General features: G+C 38.0%; 24 protein-coding genes. 22 read left to right on the top strand and 2 right to left on the bottom strand.

Annotation, left to right across the window (positions count from 1 at the left end):
- The first annotated feature begins 6 nt into the window (after positions 1-6).
- The 4 genes from CLNEO_RS06370 to alr all read left to right on the top strand — a co-directional run bounded on the left by CLNEO_RS06370 (position 7) and on the right by alr (position 4867).
- On the top strand, positions 7-753 hold the full coding sequence (locus tag CLNEO_RS06370; RefSeq protein ID WP_066086129.1) for an ABC transporter ATP-binding protein: 747 nt from the start codon (positions 7-9) through the stop codon (positions 751-753).
- Positions 754-942: 189 nt separating this feature from the next.
- Entirely contained in the window at positions 943-1428 is a 486-nt protein-coding gene (locus CLNEO_RS06365; RefSeq protein ID WP_066086127.1) for a QueT transporter family protein, read from the top strand.
- Between the two features lie 187 nt (positions 1429-1615).
- Complete coding sequence (locus tag CLNEO_RS06360) at positions 1616-3529, top strand: oxidoreductase (RefSeq protein WP_066086125.1); 1914 nt, start codon at positions 1616-1618, stop codon at positions 3527-3529.
- 144 nt (positions 3530-3673) lie between these two features.
- A complete protein-coding gene (alr, locus tag CLNEO_RS06355) occupies positions 3674-4867 on the top strand; it encodes an alanine racemase (protein WP_066086123.1) in 1194 nt (397 codons plus the stop codon).
- 173 nt (positions 4868-5040) lie between these two features.
- Here alr and CLNEO_RS06350 read toward each other — a convergent pair whose 3' ends face one another.
- Positions 5041-5934 carry a DegV family protein gene (locus CLNEO_RS06350; RefSeq protein ID WP_066086121.1) on the bottom strand — a complete coding sequence of 298 codons (894 nt, stop codon included), beginning with the start codon at positions 5932-5934 and terminating at the stop codon, positions 5041-5043.
- A gap of 458 nt (positions 5935-6392) precedes the next feature.
- Between CLNEO_RS06350 and CLNEO_RS06345 the strand changes: the two genes are divergently transcribed.
- The 5 genes from CLNEO_RS06345 to CLNEO_RS06325 all read left to right on the top strand — a co-directional run bounded on the left by CLNEO_RS06345 (position 6393) and on the right by CLNEO_RS06325 (position 9566).
- Entirely contained in the window at positions 6393-6860 is a 468-nt protein-coding gene (locus tag CLNEO_RS06345) for a CarD family transcriptional regulator (RefSeq protein ID WP_066086118.1), read from the top strand.
- 70 nt (positions 6861-6930) lie between these two features.
- A complete protein-coding gene (locus CLNEO_RS06340; RefSeq protein ID WP_066086115.1) occupies positions 6931-8010 on the top strand; it encodes a PIN/TRAM domain-containing protein in 1080 nt (359 codons plus the stop codon).
- A gap of 84 nt (positions 8011-8094) precedes the next feature.
- Positions 8095-8796, top strand: a complete 702-nt coding sequence (gene ispD / locus CLNEO_RS06335; protein ID WP_066086113.1) for a 2-C-methyl-D-erythritol 4-phosphate cytidylyltransferase — start codon at positions 8095-8097, stop codon at positions 8794-8796.
- Entirely contained in the window at positions 8793-9260 is a 468-nt protein-coding gene (rnhA, locus tag CLNEO_RS06330; protein WP_066086111.1) for a ribonuclease HI, read from the top strand. The genes ispD and rnhA overlap by 4 nt, the downstream gene beginning before the upstream one ends.
- Before the next feature lie 105 nt (positions 9261-9365).
- Positions 9366-9566: a cold-shock protein gene (locus tag CLNEO_RS06325; protein WP_066086108.1), complete on the top strand. Its 201-nt coding sequence runs from the start codon at positions 9366-9368 to the stop codon at positions 9564-9566.
- A gap of 233 nt (positions 9567-9799) precedes the next feature.
- Here the strand turns inward: CLNEO_RS06325 and CLNEO_RS06320 are convergent, their stop codons facing one another.
- On the bottom strand, positions 9800-10282 hold the full coding sequence (locus tag CLNEO_RS06320; RefSeq protein ID WP_066086105.1) for a hypothetical protein: 483 nt from the start codon (positions 10280-10282) through the stop codon (positions 9800-9802).
- A 1062-nt stretch (positions 10283-11344) separates the two neighbouring features.
- Between CLNEO_RS06320 and CLNEO_RS06315 the strand changes: the two genes are divergently transcribed.
- The 13 genes from CLNEO_RS06315 to CLNEO_RS06255 all read left to right on the top strand — a co-directional run bounded on the left by CLNEO_RS06315 (position 11345) and on the right by CLNEO_RS06255 (position 24446).
- The gene (locus tag CLNEO_RS06315; RefSeq protein ID WP_066086102.1) at positions 11345-12814 is read left to right on the top strand and encodes a sensor domain-containing diguanylate cyclase; all 1470 of its coding nucleotides are present in this window, start codon (positions 11345-11347) and stop codon (positions 12812-12814) included.
- A 442-nt stretch (positions 12815-13256) separates the two neighbouring features.
- Positions 13257-14519, top strand: coding sequence for a chloride channel protein (locus tag CLNEO_RS06310; RefSeq protein WP_242864174.1), 1263 nt, complete (start codon positions 13257-13259; stop codon positions 14517-14519).
- A 276-nt stretch (positions 14520-14795) separates the two neighbouring features.
- Positions 14796-15605: a transporter substrate-binding domain-containing protein gene (locus CLNEO_RS06305; protein WP_066086099.1), complete on the top strand. Its 810-nt coding sequence runs from the start codon at positions 14796-14798 to the stop codon at positions 15603-15605.
- A gap of 70 nt (positions 15606-15675) precedes the next feature.
- Positions 15676-16404, top strand: coding sequence for an amino acid ABC transporter permease (locus CLNEO_RS06300; protein WP_066086096.1), 729 nt, complete (start codon positions 15676-15678; stop codon positions 16402-16404).
- The gene (locus tag CLNEO_RS06295) at positions 16394-17140 is read left to right on the top strand and encodes an amino acid ABC transporter ATP-binding protein (RefSeq protein ID WP_066086093.1); all 747 of its coding nucleotides are present in this window, start codon (positions 16394-16396) and stop codon (positions 17138-17140) included. The genes CLNEO_RS06300 and CLNEO_RS06295 overlap by 11 nt, the downstream gene beginning before the upstream one ends.
- 383 nt (positions 17141-17523) lie before the next feature.
- The gene (locus tag CLNEO_RS06290; protein WP_066086088.1) at positions 17524-17835 is read left to right on the top strand and encodes a YbjQ family protein; all 312 of its coding nucleotides are present in this window, start codon (positions 17524-17526) and stop codon (positions 17833-17835) included.
- A gap of 67 nt (positions 17836-17902) precedes the next feature.
- Complete coding sequence (locus tag CLNEO_RS06285) at positions 17903-18823, top strand: magnesium transporter CorA family protein (protein WP_066086085.1); 921 nt, start codon at positions 17903-17905, stop codon at positions 18821-18823.
- Positions 18824-19198: 375 nt separating this feature from the next.
- Positions 19199-21106, top strand: a complete 1908-nt coding sequence (gene thrS, locus CLNEO_RS06280) for a threonine--tRNA ligase (protein ID WP_066086079.1) — start codon at positions 19199-19201, stop codon at positions 21104-21106.
- 382 nt (positions 21107-21488) lie between these two features.
- A complete protein-coding gene (gene infC, locus CLNEO_RS06275) occupies positions 21489-21983 on the top strand; it encodes a translation initiation factor IF-3 (RefSeq protein WP_066086076.1) in 495 nt (164 codons plus the stop codon).
- Positions 21984-22056: 73 nt separating this feature from the next.
- Positions 22057-22257 (top strand): 50S ribosomal protein L35, encoded by a 201-nt coding sequence (rpmI, locus tag CLNEO_RS06270; RefSeq protein WP_066049731.1) that lies wholly within the window; start codon positions 22057-22059, stop codon positions 22255-22257.
- Positions 22258-22288: 31 nt separating this feature from the next.
- On the top strand, positions 22289-22642 hold the full coding sequence (gene rplT, locus CLNEO_RS06265) for a 50S ribosomal protein L20 (RefSeq protein ID WP_066086074.1): 354 nt from the start codon (positions 22289-22291) through the stop codon (positions 22640-22642).
- A gap of 111 nt (positions 22643-22753) precedes the next feature.
- On the top strand, positions 22754-23671 hold the full coding sequence (locus tag CLNEO_RS06260; RefSeq protein ID WP_066086070.1) for an AEC family transporter: 918 nt from the start codon (positions 22754-22756) through the stop codon (positions 23669-23671).
- A gap of 217 nt (positions 23672-23888) precedes the next feature.
- The gene (locus tag CLNEO_RS06255; protein WP_066086067.1) at positions 23889-24446 is read left to right on the top strand and encodes an XRE family transcriptional regulator; all 558 of its coding nucleotides are present in this window, start codon (positions 23889-23891) and stop codon (positions 24444-24446) included.
- Positions 24447-24770 lie beyond the last annotated feature (324 nt).

The raw sequence follows: 24770 nt of genomic DNA, 5'->3' as shown, positions 1-24770 counted from the left end.
CAAGCCATGGGAACAATATTACAAGCTAAAAACGTATGCAAACAATATGAAGGTAATGAGGTGTTGAAGAGTATTTCTTTATCTATAGAAGACGGAGAATTTGTTGCGATTATGGGGCAGTCCGGCTCAGGAAAATCAACCCTTTTATATAATTTCAGCGGCATGGACACAGCGACAAGTGGTCATGTTTTCTTTCAAGGAAGGGAAATCACTGCACTATCCGAAGAAGAAATAAGCTGTTTACGATTGGAAAAAATGGGATTTATTTTTCAAAGCGCAAATTTGTTGAAAAACTTATCCATTCGGGACAATATTATATTTCCGGGGTTTCTGCTGGGGAAAGCATCGCCAAGGGAATTAAATAATCAAGGGGAGATATTAATGAAACGAATGGGTATTTTTGAAATTGCAAACCATGACATTAAAAAGGTTTCTGGAGGACAGCTTCAAAGGGCGGCAATATGCAGGGCTTTAATCAATAATCCAATCATTATTTTTTGTGACGAACCAACGGGTGCCCTAAATTTGGCGGCCACAAAAGAGGTGATGGAGCTTTTTAATAAAATCAACAGAGAAGGCACTGCGGTCATGCTTGTTACACATGATGCAAGGGTTGCGGCAAGGGCGGACAGAATTATTTATTTGGAGGATGGGGAAAAGAAAGCTGAATTACGCCTTGGCAAGTATCAGGATGAAGATAGCTTGCCAAGAGAGAAAAATATGATTGAATGGTTGCAAGGCATGGGATTTTAAATAAAACAAGCATATTACAAAAAAAAAATTTACTTTGGTGAATGTATCAACTGAAATTATCAGTTGCATTTTCAATGAAATCCCTGTATAATGCCTATGATACATTTAATTTAATATTATGAGATGTTCCTTGCGAAGGACGGTTAAGCTGTCCCACCATCTCGTAAATAAAAAACAGGGGGTTTTTTTATGGAAAAAAATAGGATATCAACAAAATTTTTGGTTGTAACAGCGTTAATTGCAGCGGTTTATGTTGTTATGACACTTGCCATTGCACCTTTGTCGTTTGGGTTTATCCAGATGCGCATTTCTGAGGTTTTGGTGCTCTTGGCGTTTATTGACAGGCGGTATGTTCCGGGGTTAATTTTAGGCTGCTTTATTGCAAATTTATTCAGCCCCTTTGGCATGATGGATGTTTTTTTTGGAACAGCCTGCACGGTAGCTGCTCTTTGGGGTATTACACACAGTAAAACATTATTTGGTGCCAGCTTATGGCCGGTTTTCTGTAATGCATTCATAGGAGTGGAGCTTTATTTATTAGGAGAGTGTCCTTTGATTTTTGGCATGGTTACCGTTGCTATTGGCGAATTTTTAGCGGTTTCATGCGTAGGATATGCTTTATTCCGCCAGATTATGAAAAATCCGGGGCTTATGGCTCGTTTGAAATTTGCATAAGCTTGAAAAATAAATTGGGGAAGTGTTTTCTTGGGGTGTCATTGTGATAAAGCGATGACACCCCATCTTTATTTATGGTATACTTAACCTACAATATGTTGAAGCTATCATGGATTAAAAAGCATCTATACAAAAATAATGATAAAACAGTTAAAAAAACAAAATTTTAAACGGACGGAGTGATTTAATGCTATATTCTTCATTTAAAATTCGAAATTTGGAACTGAAGAACCGATGGATTATGCTGGCCTTGCATACAGGCTATGCCCAGAGAAATACAATTAGTGAAAGGGAAATTTCGTTTTATGAAGAAAGAGCCAAAGGCGGTGCTGCTGCGGTAACGATGGTTTTGGCTGTAAATGAGGCGGGAAGTCTAAGAGGAATGCATCAAGGAAAAATTCTTGAAATGGAGAGCCTTAGGCAATTGGCCAATCAATTACACCAGTATGACTGTAAGCTGATCGTCCAGCTTTTTCATTGTGGGCGAAATGACAGCAAAAAGGGCCATGGGACGAAGGCATTGCTTGCACCTTCTGCCGTTCCCTCTATAATTTATAAGGCAGAACCTATGGAAATGGATGAGGCTGAGCTAGCAGGAACAAAAGAGGATTTTGCATTTGCCGGGGAGTTGTGTAAAAATGCAGGGGTGGATGCAATTGAAATCAGTGCGTCGGCGGGGTATTTATTATCGGAATTTTTGTCGCCGCTTACAAACCAGCGGAAAGACGACTATGGATATGAAACCCATGGGGGGATGGGTTTTCCCCTTGAGGTCATTCGGACTGTCCGTGAAAGGGTAGGAGATTTACCTATTTTACTTAAGGTTTCCGGCGCACAAATGGTAGACGGGGGCTATGGACTAGAGGATACGATTTCCTTCTGTCGCTTGGCAGAGGAATATATTGACTGTGTTACTGTTACAGGCGGTTGGCATGAATCTCCCGTGGAGCAGATTTCCTATCATGTGGAAAAGGGGGCATATGCACCTTTTGCCGGAGTGTTAAAAAAATATATTGCTTTGCCTGTAATTGCTTGTAATCGGATTCACGATGGTGAAACGGCGGAACGATTGCTGGCAGAAAAGCAGTGTGACTTAGTAGGCTCGGCAAGAGCTTTTTTGGCGGATCCCCAGTTTTCAAATCGTGTGGAAAAAAAAGAGCGGTTTTTACCCTGCCAAGGCTGTAACCGCTGCATTACTAGAGTTTTAAAGGGACAGGAGGTAATTTGTGGTTTTAATCCTGAGGCAGGGAATGAATATTTTGAAAAACAGCGAAGAAAAATAGCAACCAGAAAAGAGGTTGTGGTGGTTGGCGGCGGTCCTGCCGGAATGGAAGCAGCGAAAAAAGCGGCAGAACGTGGTTTTATGACAACATTGATTACTGAGGAAAAAACCTTGGGTGGACAATTAAATTTGGCGGCAAAACCTCCTAAAAAGGAAGCAATGGGGGAATATATTGCCTATATGGAAGAGGTGTTAAAAAATTTAAATGTAAATGTTTTGTTGGGGCAAAAATGCTCTGAAGAATTTTTAATAGAGAAAAAGCCTTATTTTACGGTTATCGCAACGGGCAGCCAGCCCGTCAGACCCAAGATGGATGGCGAGGAAAAAGGGATATTTGCAAACGATGTTTTGGCGGGGAAGGCTTCTCTTCCACCCCAGTCTTCGGAAGGACAAATTGTAATTATTGGCGGTGGCTTTGTTGGGCTGGAAACAGCAGCATATATCATGAAAATGGATGCCCAGAGAAGAATTAAAATTGTTGAAAGCCAAGATGCTTTTGGCAAAGGGCTGGGAGCGCTGTCAAGACCGCTGATTTCAAGCTTGCGTTCCAAAGGCGTTCAATTCATGTCAGACACCAACGTTGACGGCTTGGAGGGTGGAAAAGTGTTGGTTTCTATTGGTGGCCAAAAGTATTTTTTGCAAGCAGATGCCGCCATTTTGGCAACAGGGGTTACGGCGCGGGAATTTGGTTATTTAACCATGCCTTTGATGGATGAGAGGCTGTCCTATGCCTTAGTTGGTGATGCAGAAAAGGTTGGAGACGGGGCTGATGCAGTGCATTCAGCTTATGAATTATTCACAAGGGTTTATTTGGCATGAACTAGCAATAATAAACAAAAATAAAGATGTTTATTGCTTATTCTGGGTAATTGTACTATAATTAATGAGGTTTTAATTGGAAGCAACTGTAATCAAATAAAGGGTTTTTGATTATTTAGGAGAGAGAACAGAGGGGGAAATAAAATGGATTTTATCAGAAGAACTTGGGCTGAAATTGACATGAATGCATTGGCGCATAATATCAAAAGCATCAAGTCAAAACTGGCAGAAGGCGAAAAGGTAATGGGAATTGTGAAGGCCGATGCTTATGGCCATGGTGATGGATATGTGGCGCGGGCTTTACAGGATGCAGGGTTTGATTGGTTCGGCGTTTCCAATATTGAAGAAGGTATAAGCTTGCGTAACGAAGGAATTACTCAGCCGATTTTGGTTTTAGGCTATACTCCCGTTGAAACCGTAAGCATAATGAATGAATATAAGATTACACAGGCCTTAATTGGGATGGACTATGGGATGGCATTACAGAATGAAGCACAAAAGGCGGGTGTAATTGTAGATGTACATGTCAAGCTGGACACGGGCATGACTCGTGTTGGCTTCCAAACGGATGATGAAAACTTTGAGGAATCTTTGAAGGAATTAATTGAAGTAAGCAAAATGCCTAATATTCACATTACAGGTATTTTTACCCATCATGCAGTTGCGGATGCTTATCAGGGGGACAATCCTCAGTTTACGCAAATGCAGTTTATCCGGTTCAACAAAATGGTTAATGCTTTAAAGGATGCGGGTGTAGATACTGGAATTCCTCATTGTGCAAATAGTGCAACAACCATTGCGTATCCCGAAAAACACCTGGGTATGTGCCGCTCCGGTATTATTACCTATGGAATGCTTCCTTCCGGCGAATGCGAAGGCATGATTGATATTAAGCCTTTAATGACACTGAAAACAACAGTTGGACTGATTAAGCATGTAAAAGCCGGTTCTCAGCTTTCCTATGGCAGAACCTATACGGCGGATAAGGATAGAGTCATTGCAACAGTACCTATTGGATATGCGGACGGATACAATCGCTTGTTGTCTAACAGGGCTAGAATGCTGGTAAACGGACATTTTGCTCCGGTTGTTGGCCGTGTTTGCATGGATCAGCTCATGCTGGATGTAACAGGTATTCCCGATGTAAAAATGGGGGACGAAGTCGTTGTTTTTGGCCATCAAGGAGATCAGGTTTTGCCCATTGAAGAATTGGCAGATATGCTGGGAACGATTAACTATGAGCTTACTTGCGTTGTAACTAAAAGGGTTCCTCGTGTGTTTATTCAAGATGGTAAGGTTATTGGTGTAGTTGACCACGTTTTGCATCAATATAAATAAGCAAGACTTAAAACAGCAGTTTTTGTGGAAGCTGCTGTTTTTTTTGCAAAAAACTCCTACTAAAAATACAGACAATAGTAACGAAGCATAGGTGGAAATAAGTAATTTTTATTAAAAATAAAAAAACGATAATCATATCGTTATGATTACCGTTTAAAATACTTATTTTAAATTTATAAATGATAGGCTTGATATTTTTTTGCAAAACAAAAGCCGATGGTTCCGGGCCCGGTGTGAGAAGCAACCGTAGCACCAATTTGAAAGGATGGAATAAATTCCATTTCCGGCAGAGCCTTTTTTAGCACGGCTTCAAATTCAGGAACTTCATCCCAAACGTTTGTTGTGCCAACAAAGCCTACATAATCCTTAGGATTTTCTCCTGTTGCTTTAAAATGCTCTTTTGAGATGTCTGCCAATTTGATAAGACCCTTTTTCCTGCTTCTTACAGCACCGCCAACACTAATTTCTCCCCCTTTAAGTATAATAAGAGGTTTGATTTTTAAAATGCTGCCGGAAAGAACGGCAATTTTACCAATTCTTCCACCTACTTCTAGATGACTTAACCCACCAACCATGAAATGAATGCGTGCATCAACTTTTGCTTTTTCCACGTATTCCAAAACCTCATCAATTGTTTTGCCAGCACGCTTCATCTTAGCCATTTCCATCAATATTAAAGTTTGGGATCCAGTAATATGCCAACAATTAACGACATAAATTTTTGCGTTTGGAAATTCTTCCTCCAGCATCATTTTTGCGGTTGTGGCTGATTGAACAGAACTACTTAAAGAGGGTGTAATTGTGGTACAAATGATATCCTTTCCTTCTTGTAAAACAGGACGAAAAGCGTCAATAAAATCCTGAACAGAGGGCAAAGAGGTTTTCGGAAAACCATTTTGCTCGGTCATAAATTTATAATATTCGTCTAAAGAAATTTCTTCGATTTCCTTATGATATTTCTCGTGATCTAAAGAAACATAAAAAGGAACGAGGGAAATATTGAATTCTTTTTCTCTTTCTTTGCCAATATCACAGGCGCCGTCGCTGAAAATTTGATAGTCTGCCATAGCTTCCTCCTTCGGTACATTACTACCTCATACATAATATAGCAAAAAAATTAGCGAAATGCAACAGAAATTACGTAACGTAGTTTAAATAACTATGTTATGTGTATTATTCGTGTTTTTACAAAAAATATGAGGCAATATTCTTGTTCATTTCAGCAACGTAAATAAATAATTTTTTTATTTTTAACTTTTGTTTTATGCAAGGGTATTAAAATTATTTTTAAACATTCGTGATACATTATTATTATAGACTTATATTTTCCAGATGCTGAAAACACATTCGGAAATTGCTTGCATGCAGCTAAAACTGCAACATTAAAAAACGTACACAAAAATTAAAGAAATTGTCAGGGAATTTTAAAGATTAATTTGAAAAAATGATTTATGATAATTAAGTCCACAGGTTGGCATAAGAATCTCCTTTTTCGGGAAAAATTAGAAAAAAGGAGGTAATATATATGTTTGAAACAGGACAAAAAATTATATATCCTATGCATGGAGCCGGATATATCGAAGATATCGAGGGGACCGACAATGGCGAGTATTATATTATCCGTATTCCAACAGGTAACGTAAGAATTCGTATCCCAATGGATGGCGCTGAAAAATCAGGAATACGTGCTCCAGGTGAAAAGATGGCAGTGGAGGAAACTATAATTCAGGTTGGAAAAAGTAAGCCTGCAATATCCAATAATTGGAACCAAAGATATAAGGAAAACTTTGGACGACTAAAGACAGGAAAGTTAGAAGAGGCGGCTAAAGTGATAAAGCTGCTATATGAGCAGGAAAAAAAGAAAAAGCTTTCTTCCGTTGAATGTCGACTGCTAGGCATGGCGAGACAAATTGTGCTGAGTGAAATTATTTCTGTTTATGAAATAAATAGCGAAAAAGCAGAAGAATTACTTGCAAAATGGATACAAAATTGATATTATTCTGATATGGTAAAGTATGGGTAGTTTACCCTTTTGCCAATAATAGGGGGAAGGAGGTGGAAAAATGAAGAGACTTGTTGAGATTATTATGAGTTTAATCGTTATGGCGGCGACTTATGCGCTTATGCATATTTTATTTATATCTAACCAGTTTCAATGGCATATTTCCATGCCTGTTTATGTGCCAACAGGGTTAGCAGTTTTTACCGGACTTATATTTTATCTTATCTTATCATCGCCCTTAACGGAATTGATGTTAAAAAGGCTTTCTCAAACAGAAGAAAAATTAACCAAAATGAATGTAAAAGAATTGGCGTTAACGATTCTTGGCGGCGTTATTGGTTTGGTCATTGCAAACTTAATTGGCATCGCTTTTAGTGGGTTTGGCGCAATTGGTACTTTTATTGTGGTCTTGCTAAATATTTTATTTGGTTTTTTGGGTATTCGAGTGGCGAGAAAAAAGAAGGATGAATTTAATGTAAGAAGTTTCCAGAAAATGCTACTTCCCGCTTTTGTGCCACAAGAAAAAGTTTCTGTTTATGGACGACCAAAGATTTTAGATACAAGTGTAATTATTGATGGTAGAATTTTGGATTTACTGCAGACAGGTTTTATTGAAGGGAAAATTATTATTCCCAATTTTGTTTTGGAAGAATTACGTCATATTGCAGACTCTGCTGATGGTTTAAAGCGAAACCGTGGGCGCCGTGGTTTGGATATTCTAAATGAAATCCAAAAACAGGTGGCAGTTTCCGTTGAAATCAAGGAATATGCAACAAAGCAACCCATGGAAGTAGATTCTATGTTACTGAAAATGGCGGAGGCTATGGATGCTTTTGTGGTTACAAACGATTATAACTTAAATAAAGTTGCAGAGTTTCAAGGCGTGCGTGTTTTGAATATCAATGAACTGTCAAATGCAATCAAGCCGGTAGTACTTCCTGGGGAAGAAATGCAGGTAACTGTGATCAAGGCGGGAAAAGAAAGCGGACAAGGCGTTGCTTATTTGAATGATGGCACGATGATTGTTGTAGACGGCGGAAACAGGTTTATTGGTGAAACGAAAAACGTTGTCGTAACAAGCGTATTACAGACAGCAGCCGGACGTATGATTTTTGCAAAAATGGTAGCAGCAGCTTCGTAAGTGAAAGTATTAAAAGCCCCAAAGCAAAATATCCTTTTATCAAGGTTTGCGAGGGGCTTTTGTTTTATAAGGGAGAGAAGATGCATGAATAATGATTCTATTGTTTCGGCAATTATTGTAGCTGCCGGCAAGGGAAATCGTATGGGCAGTCAGATCAGCAAGCAATTTTTGCTCCTCGAAGGGAAAGAAATATTAGCTCATACGGTAGGCCAGTTTGAGCAATTCTCCAGAATAAATGAGATCGTTTTGGTAAGTGGAAAAAATGAGATCGAGGATGTAAGGACTATGGTGAAAAGCTATGGCTGGCAAAAGGTGGCTGCTGTAGTTGCCGGCGGGAAAGAACGACAGGATTCTGTAAAATGCGGATTGCATGCACTTTCCCATCAATCGGAAATTGTATTAATTCATGATGGAGTTCGTCCTTTTGTGACGGAGGAAATGATTGAAAGGTCCATTGATGCCGCACAAAAATATGATGGTTGTGTTCTTGGAGTTCAAGTCAAGGATACATTGAAAATTTGTGATCAAAATGGTTTTGTTTTGGAAACCCCCCAGCGCAGTTCCCTTTGGCAGATTCAAACGCCACAAACTTTTCGCAGAGAGTTCATAGAAAAGGCGTATGCAAAGGCGGAGCAAGGGGGTTTTGTTGGTACGGATGACGCTTCTGTGGCTGAATTTGCAGGAATGAAAATTAAGGTGATCCAAGGGAGCTATCAAAATATCAAGATTACCACAAAGGAGGATCTTTTGATTGGTGCTTGTTTTTTGAAGGAGGAAAAGGAATGAAAGCAGTTACTATATATACGGATGGTGCTTGTTCTGGAAACCCGGGGCCGGGAGGCTATGGCGTTGTTATGCTTTATGGTTCAGCACGAAAGGAGCTGTCTGGGGGATTTCATAAAACAACGAACAATCGAATGGAAGTTTTGGCTGTAATTAGGGGATTGGAAGCATTGAAGGAGCCTTGTAACGTCAAGCTTTATAGCGATTCTAAGTATGTTGTGGATGCAATAGAAAAAGGGTGGGCAGTAAAATGGCGCAGCCAGGGCTGGATGCGCAACAAAAAAGAAAGAGCTTCTAACGAAGATTTATGGGAACGGTTGTTGGAATTGTTGAAGATTCACAAAGTTTCCTTTATTTGGGTCAAGGGTCACGCTGATAATCCCGAAAATGAGCGATGTGACCAATTAGCAAGGGCAGCGTTGCAAAAAAATACGTTAGAAAATGACGAAAATTACGAAACATTGTAAACGATAACAGTGATTAATTAGGAAATTTGCGTTGACACTTTAAGAAAAATATGGTAGTATTGACCTGTAACAGTTCTTATTTATCTATGTAGGAGGATTTATTCAATGAAAAAAGGTACAGTAAAATGGTTCAACGCAGAAAAAGGTTTTGGTTTTATTTCCGTTCCTGGTGAAGATGATGTATTCGTTCATTTCTCTGCAATTCAGGTTGATGGCTACAAAACACTTGAAGAAGGTCAGGAAGTTGAGTTTGAAGTTGTTCAGGGCGCAAAAGGTCCTCAGGCTGCCAATGTAACACGTGCTTAATCGATTTTGATTCTGTATTGAAAATGCCTAGGCATTGATAATATAAATTATCTTTTGGTTATGCAAGAAAACGCTTCATATCGTTGGACGCAGAAGGAAGTTTGGCTTCCTCGAGAAAGGCATAGGATGTGCATCCCGTGCCTTTTTGAATGCAAAGAAATTGCCTTATAACAGAAAATATTCTGCTGAGTGTTGAAGGTGTATGGCCAACTATAGTTTTTCTTATGCAGTATCTACTTTTTTGTTCCTTTGATTTTATTGTAATGCTGCAAATGTATGCCGATGTGTCCAATTCCTAAAATTATGATGGAAAGAACGAGCCAAATGACTTTACCATATACGCCAAGTAAAAGAAAGGCAATTACAGGCAAGGTTGCTCCTGCAACGGGGATACCCAGGATGCTGCTATAAAAATCCGCTAAGGTTCGTTGGCTGCAAAAATAACGAACCCACCAAAGTTCATATAATATCATTAGAAAAAATGATGCAATCAGCCACCAAGACCAATTGGACCAAGTTTGAAGATTAAAGTCCTGAAAAATCAATGCTGTGCAGGTAACAAGCGCCTGTCCGATTTTTTCTAGGAATAGGAGAATTTTGTTTTCAAACGATGTGTCATATCCTTGGGGCTGTTTTTTTGTCCAAAGGATATTCGGAACAGCTAACATAACTAAGTAAATGAAACCTACATAAGAAAAACCAAAATGCCCTAACATTTGTCACTACTCCTTTTAAATACAGAACTGATTGCTTCACATGTTTCTTGCTGTTCATTTTGCTAATGTATCTTCATTTTGAAAGTACTGATTAGGCAACCATTTTTATACAACTTTTTATCAGACACTGTATTTGATCTTCAACTTATATTCTCTAGGTTTTAAATATCCTAAGCTATGAACCCTTTGTTTATTATACAAGTAGGCATAATGAAAGAATTTAACTACTGATTTTTCAAGGAAATAAATGTTTCTCCATATGCAAATTTCGCTTAAATTATGTTGTATGTAGATGCTACTGCATTATCATAAGGAGTACCTTTTTGCGAAGAGAGTGTTTTATGCTAATTTTTTTGAAACCCAGCTCAAATGGATGTTCTCAAGCTGATTTTCTTTTCTCAGCCGATTGATTTCACACCATTGAACCTTAGTATAATTAACCATTTAACATTATACCATATATTTGAGGAAAGAAATATGCGCTTGAGCAAATTTTGATTGTTTGATCATAATGTATTGAAAAACACTTAATAAAACTACCAGACTTCTAAGAAAGAGGCTTGGTACTTTTTTTGTTTAAATTTTTTTAAGAGATAGTTTTAGTAACATGAAACAAAAAAAATAAGGGTATAACATAAAAGAACGCATAGTTTGGAATCTGTGCGTTCTTTTATGTATTGCGATAATAGTTACACCAAATTTCATAGCCCCTAAATGGAATAAAATAACACTGGACAAAATATTGTAATTTTTAAAATGTAATATAGTTTTTTATATTGCGCAGATGACCAAAAAATAAATTATTGGTAGAATTTTGTATTTTTTTGTAGTATAATGTACGCTAAAATAAATGCAAAGCAATAACTGAAGAATGGCGTAGAAATAGTTTGTTTTTCCAAAAAATGATGAACCATTTTGTCAATTTTGATAGTTGAAAATGTTTAAAAACATTAGGGATAAGTAAGCAGATTGATAGAAGCAAACTGTTTTTAACATAATTTTATGGCACCTTTTTAAAAAATCTTTAATGCCAAATAAATTTAAATGTTCAAGGGGGCAAACGTGAAAAAGCATTTTTTACTGCTCAGTAATTTAATTATAATTCTTGCTTTAATGGCAGGTTTTGCCAGCATTGTATACAAAGAAACGAAATCCTATCAAAATCTGTCAGAAGAATATTTGGAAAACATCGTTGGTCTTGCAAATACAGATGTTTCGAGGCAAATTGAAAGCTCTATGACGAAGCCTGTGATGGTTTCCAAAACAATGGCGAATGATGAGTTTTTAAAACAATGGTTTTCACATGAGCGTGAAAATCAAAAAAATGATTTGTATATGCAGCAGTTATACAGTTATTTAAGTACATATAAAGAAAAATATGGTTATACAACAGTCTTTTGTATTTCCGATCAAACGGGAAACTATTACGTTCAGGATGGGCTGAGCAAAGTGATTTCAGTCAATAATGAGCATGATGTTTGGTATTATAATTTTATTAGTTCTGGAAATGAGTATGATTTGCAAATTGACACGAACGAAGCTAAAGGTAATGTGATTACAGTTTTTATCAACTTTCGTATGGAAGACGGGGATGGTAAACTACTTGGCGTAATTGGTGTTGGGCTTGAGGTTTCAGATCTCGAGAGTATTATTCGCTACTATGAAGAAAATTATGATTTGTCTATGTATATTGTCAATGTAGGCGGTTCTTTAAACTCCTTTGACAATAATACAGATGTTTTTGTAAGCGAAGAAGAGCTGGCAAGACGTACTAAAGTAGAGGGGAAAATTTTAACGGATTTCTCCGGTGAATCTAAATTACGATGGTATACAGCTGAGAATAGAAGAATATGCCTTATTACAAAATATGATGCTACACTTGGCTGGTATTTAATTGTGGAAAGGGATATGAATTCAATCAGCAGCTCATTTCGAAAGGGAATCATGGATAATGTAATATTTATGCTGATATCTCTTGCGATTTGTATTATAGTTGTTACAACTGTTTTTCTTAATTTTAATCGGCGTATTATTGAAATTGAAAATATTGACGAATTGACAGGGCTGCCGAATAGAAAGTTGTTTTCTATGAAATATCTTTCATTTGTGAGCAAAAATCAGGGAAGAAAAAAGACGTTTTTTATGTTTGATGTAGATAATTTTAAGAATATTAACGATATACATGGTCATTTGTTTGGGAATGCAATTCTTGCAATGGTTGGAGAACGCCTGCAAAACACCATGAATGGCTCCGGTATTGCAGCTCGTTGGGGAGGGGATGAATTTGTTGGCATACTTGACGCGACACTCGATGAGGCAGAGGACATTCTTAACCAATTTATGGACACTTTGAGAAATGAGAATAAAGAAAGCTGCTACCATATAACAGTTAGCGCAGGGATTGCTGAGATTAGCGAAACACTTAGTGTGGAGCAGATGATAAAAAAGGTTGATAAGGCGGTATATTGTTCCAAAAAAAGTGGTAAGAACCAAATTACGGTTTGGAAAAAAGAGGACAGCCAGGTAAAATAAGCAGGATGTTATTAAGCAATGGAAAATTTCTTTTGTTGAAGAAAGCTTGATGGTTCTAAGGGGAAGGAAGAAGGCTGGCCTGAGAAATATATAAACCCATAATTCATCCCCATAAAAGGCGCGTCGTTTTGTCAGACAATGTGATGTGCTTTTTATGCTGAGAATGTTTCCCATTCCATTGCCTAAAAGAAATTGTTGCTTTTTCGTTTTTTTCGTAGAAATATGTTCTTGAATGGATTCCGGGTATGTTGTATACTGATTTTTGAGCTTAAAGCTTTTCTGAAAATTATTTTTTGATTTTTTGGCAGTGTTTTTTTAAAAAATTCTAAAAAAGCCATATGTTCTTTTTTGAAAAATGCTTGTTTTGCGAAAAAATATAAAAGAGATTATAGAAAGTCAGTTTTCAGAAGCGCTTTATTGCTTTGCAAAGGAGGGGATCAATTTGTGGGAAAAGGTGAAAACCCACATTAGTAGCAGCGAGGGCGTCTTTTTCGTATTCGTAAAATGGGTGTTGATTGGGGGCATCATAGGGTTGATTGTTGGTCTTGTCGGTATTAGTTTCCATTGGCTGCTTGAAAAAGCAACTGAATTTAGAATGGATCATCCTGGCATACAATGGCTGTTACCTATTGGAGGTCTTGCCATCATTGGCTCTTATCATATTCTGGGAATGCAAAATGACCGAGGTACTAATTTTATTCTGGTAGCAGTTCGGCAAAATAAAGCTGTTTCATTAAAAACGGCGCCGCTAATTTTTTTTAGTACAATTGTAACACATTTATTTGGTGGATCGGCCGGCAGAGAGGGGGCGGCGCTGCAGCTTGGGGGCAGTCTAGCTTCTTTTTTTGGCCGTATCATTAAGCTTAATGAAAAGGATGAAAGAATTATAACAATGTGCGGTATGGCAGCAGGTTTTTCCGCATTGTTTGGCACACCGATTACAGCAGTTATTTTTTCGATGGAAGTGATTTCTGTTGGGATTATGCACTATTCCGCAATCGTTCCAGGTACAATTGCGGCTTTTGTAGCGGCGGCGTTAGCGCAAAGAATGGGCTTTTTACCGACGGCTTATGCTTTATATGGCGTGCCGGATGTGCTGAGCTATAGGGTTGCTATTTCTGTGGCAGTCCTTGGCATACTTTGTGCGCTGGTGAGTATGCTGTTTTGTATTACAATGAATAAGGTTTTTCAATTCTATAGCTTGCACATAAAAAATCAGTATGTCCGCATTTTTGTGGGAGGTGCTGTGTTGATCGGCTTAACGTTTCTTCTTGGTTGTAATGACTACAATGGCGCCGGCATGCATATCATTCAAAAAGCCATTCAAGGAGAAGCAAAGCCAGAGGCTTTTTTGCTTAAAATTATCCTTACAGCAATTACATTGGGCGCAGGGTTTAAGGGCGGCGAAATTGTTCCGACTTTCTTTGTGGGAGCAACGCTTGGCTGTGTTTTTGGGCCGATACTGGGGCTTTCCCCATCCTTTGCCGCCGGCTTGGGTATGACAGCGGTTTTTTGTGGTGTGACAAATTGTCCGATTGCTTCGTTTGTTCTATGTATTGAACTCTTCGGTGCAAAAGGTATCATATATTATGCCCTTTGCTGTGGAATCAGCTATATGCTTTCCGGTTATTATGGGCTGTATAGTGAGCAAAAGATAATGTATTCTAAGGTAAAACCTGAATTTATTGATAGAAGTGTAGAATAAGCAGAGAAATGCGTGAATATACAGTGTTTATGCAAATAATTATGCAATAAAAAATTTTTTTACGGGTTAAGCATATGCTTTTAAATGGGATTTACTAAGTTGAATATGTGTAAAAACATGGATAATTAAGCGCATTGCATAAAAATTTATGCGAAGCTGTGTGTTTTATAGTGAAATAACGCCATTGCATTTTATGCAGTTTTGGAGTATAATTTCAAATATAAATATGAATATTTTAACCTATGATTGAATCATAGAAACGGGAGGAAGGGTATTATGAAAAAGTTTTTTAAAGTTATTTTAGCGACAACTATGGTAGTGGCAATGACAGCTGCTTTGGCAGGCTGTGGTGGCTCTCAAAGCGCTGACCAGCCTAAGGCTGGTGATGATAATGAAAGCCCACAAAAAGAAACCTTAATTATGGCAACAAATGCAGAGTTCCCACCTTATGAATTCCATGAAGGTCAGGGCATTGTTGGTATTGATGCCGAAATTGCTGCTGCAATTGCTGGAAAATTGGGCTATGACTTCGAAATTGAAGATATGGCGTTTGATTCCATCATTCCTGCAGTAACAAGTGGTAAAGTAAGCTTCGGTATGGCTGGCATGACAGTAACACCTGATCGTCTTGAAAGTGTTGACTTTTCAGATTCTTATGCAACCGGCGTTCAGGTTATCATCGTAAAGGAAGGTTCGCAAATTACATCTGTAGATGATTTGTTTGCGGATGGTGCAAATTATAATGTAGGTGTGCAGACCGGTACAACGGGTGATATTTACGCATCCGATGATATTGAAGGGGCTGGTTTAGGAACAATTGAACGTTATAACAAGGGTGCGGATGCTGTGCAGTCTTTGGCAACAGGTAAAATTGACTGCGTAATCATTGATAATGAGCCTGCAAAGGAATTTGTAGCTGCCAACGAAGGCTTAAAGATTCTCGATACGGAGTATGCTGTTGAGGATTATGCAATCTGCTTTGCAAAGGGTAGTGAATTAACTGAAAAGGTAAATGGCGCTTTGAACGAGCTTATTGCCGATGGTACAGTTCAGGCGATTATTGATAAATATATCAATGCCGAATAATTTATTTTTCGCTTTGCAATAGGGGCGTGTTACGCCCCTATTTTGGTTTTAAAAGAGTAGGAGGTTTTCTATGGGTGACTGGCTGGAAAAAATGCAAGCCCAGTTTGAATTAAACTTTATTAAAGATAATCGATGGCGTTATATTGTTGATGGTTTGAGCGTAACACTGAAAGTGACTTTATTTGCCGTAATTTTGGGAATTGCGATTGGTGTTTTTATTGCAATTATTCGTTCTACCTATGATAAGAACAAAAAAGAAATGCGCCCTGGACTGGGCAAATTTGTTTTGTCTGCCCTTAATGTAATTAGTCAGGTGTATTTGACGGTTATTCGTGGTACACCTGTTGTTGTGCAGCTAATGATTATGTATTATATTATTTTCGCCTCATCCAATAATAAGATATTAGTGGCGGTATTGGCCTTTGGTATTAATTCCGGTGCATATGTTGCGGAAATTGTGCGAAGCGGTATTATGTCTGTGGATTTGGGACAGTTTGAAGCGGGACGCAGTCTGGGCTTTAATTATTTTCAAACGATGCGCTACATCATTGTGCCGCAAGCATTCAAGAATGTTTTGCCTGCATTGGCAAACGAATTTATTGTTTTGTTAAAGGAAACTTCTGTTGCCGGTTATGTAGCTTTGCAGGATTTAACAAAGGCAGGCGATATTATCAGAAGCAGAACTTTTTCGCCATTTTTACCGTTAATTGGAATAGCACTCATTTATCTGGTTATGGTAATGTTCTTTACCCGTCTTGTAGGTATGCTGGAAAGGAGGCTGAGAAACAGTGAACGCTAATGAAACCTTAATTAAAGTTGAAAATGTTCAAAAGTATTATAATGGCGGCGTCATTAAAGCGCTTGACGGCATTGATACAGACATAAAAAAAGGCGAAGTGGTCGTTGTGATTGGGCCTTCTGGTTCGGGGAAATCAACCTTTTTACGCTGTTTAAATTTACTTGAAATTCCCACAGGGGGAAGTATATATTTTGAAGGCATTGACATTACGGATGCAAAAACAAATATAAATATACACCGTCAGCGCATGGGGATGGTTTTTCAGCATTTTAACTTATTTCCCCATATGACGATTTTAAAAAATATGGTTATTGCCCCTATGAAGCTGCAAAAGAAAAGCTTGGGAGAGGCGACTGCTTTGGCAATGGATCTTTTAAAACGAGTTGGTTTAGAGGACCGTGCCAATGCTTATCCTTCTCAGCTTTCCGGCGGACAGAAGCAGCGTATTGCAATTGTGCGTGCTTTATGCATGCAGCCGGAGGTGATGCTTTTTGATGAGCCCACCTCAGCGTTGGACCCTGAAATGGTTGGCGAGGTTTTGGAAGTAATGAAGCAGCTGGCCAATGAAAGTATGACAATGGTGGTTGTTACTCATGAAATGGGTTTTGCCAAGGAAGTCGGCACAAGGGTACTGTTTATGGCTGACGGTAAGCTCATTGAGGAGGGGAAACCCAGAGAGATTTTTGAAAAGCCGAAAAGTGAACGTTTGCAAACCTTTCTTGCAAAGGTTTTGTAAAATTTCGTATATACAGAATGGAGAACCCTTCTATTGTCCAATAATTGCAGTAGGAGGGTTATTTATTTGGAAAAATCTTTTTTCTTATACTGTTATTAAAAATGAAACATGGTATAATATGTTATATTTGATAGTAAAGAAAAAACAACATAAGAAAGGCATTTTTGTATTGTGTCATATTAATTAGGAATTTTACGTTTGTTTCATTGGTTTAACGATTTTCGCAATGGGATATTCTATCTTGGATTATTTTTTGTGTAGGAAATATTATAGAAAGATCCAAGAGAATCTTGAAAATATTTTGGATTTTCCAGTGAAAAGCATTGTTGCTTTAAAAAGTAAAGGGTTGTTATATTATATTTATAAAAGGAAAGGGTGATAATATGATTTTAGTAAATACAGACTATATAACGGGCAAGGAAATAGAAATGTTGGGATTGGTGCAGGGTGCTACAATTCAATCTAAGCATATTGGGAAGGATATCGGGGCAAGCTTAAAAGGCATTGTTGGGGGAGAACTTTCCGGCTATACGCAGATGATGATCGAAGCGCGTAATATTGCCACGGAACGTATGATTGAAATGGGGGAAAAGCTTGGAGCTGAGGCGATAGTTAATGTTCGTTTTACAACCAGTGCCGTTACTCCGGGGGCGGCGGAGGTAATGGTTTATGGAACTGCGGTGAAATTTAAATAAATAAGGAAGCAAAAAAGTAAAATCAATTTATTATGGAAACAACTCTGCTTTGAAAGGGCGGTTTACTATGTTTATGACGATTGGCAACGGCGAATATAAAATCAGCCCATATATGGAAAAAAGCCGATTGAAGGAAACGGAGTTTTTATCTGTATCAACCTATGATGAAATGGAAAAAAGAGCAACAACTTGGGGAATTTCTGTATCAATTCTTGAGGAGGCAAGACGTTTTGGATATGCAAAGTATGATACTTTCGAGAATTTCGATTGTATTAGTTTGGAAATGCCGGATTTTCAAAATGTAATGTTAAGCCACGGAAGTGTTGTCATTTACCTGGAAAAAGGCCGAGCATTCTTTTTTACCTCCCAAAAACAGCGCGTAATGGATTTATTGGAGGAGAGTGCAAAAAATTTGGGAGAACGGGTTTCTCTAAACCGTGTCATTTTTTTGTTCATTGAGGCGCAAACCAAAGAGGACTATGACGTTTTTGACTCCCTTGAAAAGGAAATTATGGATTTGGAACAGATTTTGATTACTTCCCAAAGGCATAACTGCGTAGGCAACATTATTAGCCTTAGAAAAAGATTGATGTACTTGAAGAGATATTATGAGCAGTTCTTAAATGTGCTTGACATATTGGAGGAAAATGAAAATGGTATCTTTGATGGAAAAACCCTGCGTTCCTTTAAAATGCTAAATAGGAGGACGGAGCGGAGGTATCAAAGCGTAATAAATCTTCGAGATTCCGTTACTCAAGTAAGAGAGTCCTATGAGGCGGAAGTTGACATAAGCTTAAATTCAACCATGAAGGTGTTCACTGTAGTCACCACTATTTTCTTGCCTTTGACATTGATTGCAGGATGGTATGGTATGAATCTTACCATGCCGGAATATGAGTGGAAGTATGGTTATCAATTTGTAATATTTATCTCTGTACTTTTTATTGTTGCGGGGGTTTATTTTTTCAAAAAGCACAAGTGGTTTTGAGAGAGGGAATTTAAGAAAAAAGGGTTGACAGAATTATTTTTAGTGCTATAATTTTAAGTGTTTCATTAAAGAATAGAATACGTTGATGAGGACAGTAGTCCTTTCAAAACGGACAGAGAGGGACATCGGATTTATTTATAATCATGGGTGGAAATGTCCTGCGTTTAGAAAGAGTGCGAAAACCACCTCGGAGTGGCTCTAATAAAGCCCGTCGACTACGTTACAGTCATAAATGAGTGGTTTTATAACAAAAAGGGTGGAACCGCGGGAGAATTATGCTCTCGTCCCTTTCCGAAAGGAAAGTGGACGGAGCTTTTTTTATTGCAGTCTGCTTTCCGAAAAATCTTGTTTTATTTCGAGAAGGAGAGGAAAATTATGAAGATTACACTGAAAGATGGCGTTGTAAAAGAATTTGAACAGGCAGTATCTGTATTGGATATTGCTAAGTCCATCAGCGAAGGCTTGGCAAGAAATGCTTGTGCAGGTATTGTAGATGGAGAAGTGAAGGACTTGCGATTTGTTGTGGAAAAAGATGCAGAGGTTAGTATTTGTACTTTTGGCGATGAGGCAGGTAAAATGGCATTCCGCCATACAACTTCCCATATCTTAGCACAAGCTGTGAAGCGCCTTTACCCTGATACAAAATTTGCAATCGGGCCTGCAATTGCAGATGGCTTCTACTATGACTTTGACCGTGAAAAAGCCTTTATTCCCGAGGAATTGGAAGCAATTGAAGCTGAAATGAAAAAAATTGTAAAGGAAGATTTACTCATTGAGCGCTTTGAATTGCCTCGTGGGGAAGCTATTCAATATATGGAAGAAAGAGACGAGCCCTATAAGGTTGAGTTGATTCGGGACTTGCCTGAGGATGCAATCATTTCCTTTTATAAACAGGGAGATTTTACTGACCTGTGTGCAGGCCCTCACTTGATGAGCACAAAATATATTAAAGCAATCAAGCTGACTTCCGTTGCCGGTGCATATTGGAGAGGCAGCGAGAAAAATAAAATGCTCTCCCGTATTTACGGAACTTCCTATCCAAAGGCATCGGAACTGGAAGCATATTTGACCATGATGGAGGAGGCAAAGAAGCGTGACCATAGAAAGCTGGGCAAGGAATTAAAGCTGTTTGCCATGCTGGATGAAGGCCCTGGTTTCCCGTTCTTCCTGCCAAAAGGCATGGTAATTAAGAATACCTTGTTGGAGTACTGGAGAGAAATTCATAAAGAAGCTGGCTATGTTGAGGTTTCCACGCCGATTATTTTGAATAAACAGCTCTGGGAAAGAAGCGGTCACTGGGATCACTACAAAGATAATATGTATACAACTATAATTGACGATATGGATTTCTGCGTGAAGCCTATGAACTGCCCCGGCGGTATGCTGGTTTATAAGCAGGACATGCATTCCTACAGAGATTTACCATTGCGTGTTGGCGAAATTGGTTTGGTACACAGACACGAAAAATCCGGTGCTTTGCATGGTTTGATGCGCGTGCGCTGCTTTAATCAGGATGATGCCCATATCTTTATGACTGAGGAGCAGATTAAAGATGAAATCAGCGGTGTAATCCGTTTGATTGACGGCGTTTATAAGCTGTTTGGCTTTAAATATCATATCGAGCTTTCCACAAGACCCGAGGATAGCATGGGTTCTGACGAAGCATGGGAAATTGCAACAAACGGTTTAAGAGATGCTTTGGATGAAAACAAAATTCAGTATGTTGTAAACGAAGGCGACGGCGCATTCTATGGACCGAAGATTGACTTCCACTTGGAGGATTCCATTGGAAGAACATGGCAGTGTGGCACCATTCAGCTGGATATGCAAATGCCTGAACGCTTCGAGTTGGAATATACAGCAGCGGATGGCAGTAAAAAGCGCCCTGTTATGATTCACCGTGTTGCTTTTGGCTCCATTGAACGCTTCATAGGTATCTTGATTGAGCATTTTGCAGGACAGTTCCCCACATGGCTCGCACCTGTACAGGCAAAGGTATTGCCTATTTCTGAGAAATTTGCTGATTATGCAAAGCAGGTAGCTGATGCTATGGATAAAGAGGGGATCCGCGTTGAGGTCGACTATCGTGCAGAAAAAATCGGATACAAAATTAGAGAAGCCAGAAACGAAAGAGTGCCTTACATCATTGTCGTTGGCGAAAAGGATTTGGAAGCAAACAAGGTGTCTTTACGTTCCAGAAAGAACGGCGAAGAAGGACAGGTTGATTTGGCAGATGTGATTGTCGCATTGAAAAAAGAAATTGCAGATAGAAGTATGGATTAATTACTATAAGGGCAAGATTGAAGCTTATTTTACTGAATTTGAAAGTATAATTCAAAAGTTGTTTTAAATAGGTTAATAGGAATAAATCAGCGTTTCATTAAGCTTTATGTGTGCAGATAAAATTTATCTGCACACATTTACAAGTTTAATTCAAAAAAGTGTTGACAATGTAAATATTTAGTGATATAGTTTTTTAGTAACAAAGAAGAAGTTCCGCTTCTCACCTTATGGCATGGGCTGATTAAGGTTAATACACGATTTGTAAAGCAGGGCATTTACTCTGTCTTTCTTTGTGCGGCGGATTTCTTCCGGTGCATTTTTTTTGCGCCCTTGCGGAATAATAGTACAATAATTTGGGAGGTGCTTTGCTATTACAGAATTAATGATCAACGAGCAAATCAGAGACAAGGAAATTAGATTGATTGATGATAATGGAGAACAGTTGGGAATCGTTTCCTCTAGAGACGCCCAGAAACTGGCAGATGAAAAAAAGCTGGATCTGGTTAAGATTTCACCTACTGCGACGCCTCCGGTTTGTCGTATCATGGACTATGGAAAATATAAATTCGATCAGGCTAAGAAAGAAAAAGAAGCCAGAAAGAAGCAAAAGACCGTAGATGTGAAAGAACTTCGTTTGTCTCCCGGTATCGACACCCATGACGTTCAGGTGAAAGTGAAAAAAGCAAATGAGTTCCTGAAGGATGGAGATAAGGTAAAGGTTAGCATTCGTTTTAGAGGACGTGAAATTGGTCATTCCAAAGCGGGTATGGTCATTCTGGAGAACTTTGCCAATGAAACAGCAGAGTTTGGTGTGATTGAAAAAGAACCCAAGATGGAAGGCAGGAGCTTAGTTATGTTCCTTGCACCAAAGAACTAATCCGCAGGAAGGAAGAAAGCAACAAGACACAAGCAGGTTTAACTGCTATGATTATTTTAGGAGGATTAACAATATGCCTAAGTTAAAAACAAAAAAAGCAGCAGCTAAAAGATTTAGAATTACTGGCACAGGCCAGCTAAAAAGACAAAAGTCCAATACACAGCATATTCTTGGCAAGAAGTCCAGAAAAAGAAAAAGAAACTTGAGACACGCTACGACTGTTGACAAAACTGTATTGAACAGCATTAAAAAGAGACTGTTACCATACGCATAATTTCGAGTATATTTTTTAGGAGGACTTTACCATGGCAAGAGTGAAAGGCGCGCTAAACGCGAGAAAAAGACATAAAAAAGTATTAAAACTGGCTAGAGGTTACCGTGGTGCTAGAAGCAAACAGTACAGAGTTGCAAAACAGTCTGTAATGAAAGCTATGGCATTTGCATTTGCCGGCAGAAAACAAACAAAGAGAGAGTATAGAAGCCTTTGGATCACAAGAATCAATGCAGCTGCAAGATTGAATAATATTTCTTACAGCAAGCTGATCCACGGTTTGAAAATGGCTGAGGTAAACATCAACAGAAAGATGTTGGCTGACTTGGCTGTTTCTGATCCTGGTGCTTTCACAACTTTGGTGAGTACAGCAAAAGCAAAACTGTAATTTATATTTGAAAATGTGACCTTTTGTTTTTGCAAAAGGTCTTTTTTCATTTATATATGAAGGGAATAGAGTTTGGTGATTGCAAAAGACAAACTCATAGGAGGCGCCTAGATGGAAGTTGTTTTAACAAAAGCCTTTGGGTTTTTATTTATGATTGCAATGGGCTTTGGGCTAAAGCGTGGAGGGTTATTTTCCCAAAAAGATACTGATCTTTTGACAAGACTGGTTATGAAAATTACATTACCAATGGTAATTATAAGTAATTTTAGAACCTTAGACTTAAATATTTCATTTTTAATGGATATTGGATTGGGTTTTTTTGTAAACTTTGTTACAATTGGATTGGTGTTGTTTCTTACCAGAAAAAAACAGCCGGCTGAGCGGGCATTTTTTATTATCAATGGGACTGGCTACAACATAGGACTGTGTACTTTGCCGTTTATGCAAAGCTTTTTTGAGGCTGAATCTGTGGCGATTGTCTGTATGTTTGACGTAGGCAATGCAATTATGGTTTTTGGGGTTACTTTTACCGTTGCAATGTTGATTGCCAAAGGAAAAGGCAATGTGAGCGGAAAAGAAATTGCAAAAACTTTATTTTCCTCTATGCCGTTTGTTGCTTATCTGGTAATGATTTCTTTATGTATATTAGGAATTCATTTACCTAATATTGTGTTCGATTTTGCGGGAATGATTGGTCAGGCAAATACTTTTTTGGCAATGATATTAATTGGTATTATGTTTGAGCCCCGGATGAAAAAGAGCGTATTAAAGGATATGGGCAATGTTTTTGTATTTAGAATTGTAATTGCTTGTGTGTTTTCCTATATTATTTATCACTACTTACCCGGCCCAATGTTACATAGACAAATCTTATCCATTGTAGTTTTTTCGCCAATCTTAAGTATTGCGCCTATTTATACAGAGCGATGTGGCTATGATCGCTCGGCGGCAGCTGTTTTAAATTCTTTGATGCTGCCCATAAGCTTAATTTTGATGACAATTTTACTAATTGTGTTAAAATTGTACTAGAAATTGCTTTGCAAATGAATTATATAATGCCAATAAAAAATATTTGTGAATAAATGATAAAAGAGCTGATAAAAATTAGTGCTAATCGCTATATTTTATTCTGCTTCTTTTCTTTGAATTTGTGCAAATATTATGATATAATTTAAATATAATAAAAAAATATAGAATGTGTCATTTATGCCAATTACTGAAGTATGAAAACACTGGGGGAATTTTTATGATAGGAGAAAAAATTAAATCCGCAAGAATAGAAAAAGGTGTCACTGCAAAGGATTTAGCTGAAAAAGCAGAGGTAACCCCAGGTTATATTTCGCAAATTGAGCATAATTTAATTAGTCCGTCTTTGTCAGTATTAATGCGAATTGCCGAAGCAATTGATATTCCGTTGGTTTCTCTTTTTTCCCAAGAGGAACAGGAGCAGGTTACTGTTATTACTAGAGATAATCGAACCAAAATTCAGTTCGCGGATATTAATATGGAATATCAATTTGTAACACCATATAGCAGAAGTAAAAATTCTTGTACAAAAATGGAGATGCTATGCTTTAAGCTGGGGCCTAAAAGCTGGGGGAGCACCATGATTCAATATCATGAAGAAGCAGCGGAATGTACTTTGGTTTTGAAGGGGATCTTAGAATATCATATTGGGGATAATGTGTATACCCTAAATGAAGGAGATAGTATTTATGTGCCTCAACAAACATACCACCAGTTGTATAACCCCGGCGATGAGGATGTTGAGGCTGTTGCTGTCATTTCCCCCGCTTTGTATTAAATTATTATACCAACAGGAATAAGGGCTTAAGACATGAGGAGATTTTCAAAAAAGAATGTTAGTAATTAAAATTTTGATTACAAATTCATAAAAATGAATAAACAAAGGAAATGAACTTATCTTTAGTTATAACTTTATATTAAAGACAAGTTCTTTTTTTGTTTAAAAATAAAACACGAAATTTAGGCTAAATATTATTATCTACAACACAAAAGCAAAAAAATTTAAAAATACTAAATTTTATTTAATTACTCATTGACATTTACAAATACTAAATATATAATCAGACTAAATTAAATTTAGTATGATTAACGTGAGATGAGA

This window comes from Anaerotignum neopropionicum (genome assembly GCF_001571775.1).
GTDB lineage: Bacteria > Bacillota > Clostridia > Lachnospirales > Anaerotignaceae > Chakrabartyella > Chakrabartyella neopropionicum.
This window is presented reverse-complemented; position numbering and strand designations above follow the sequence as displayed.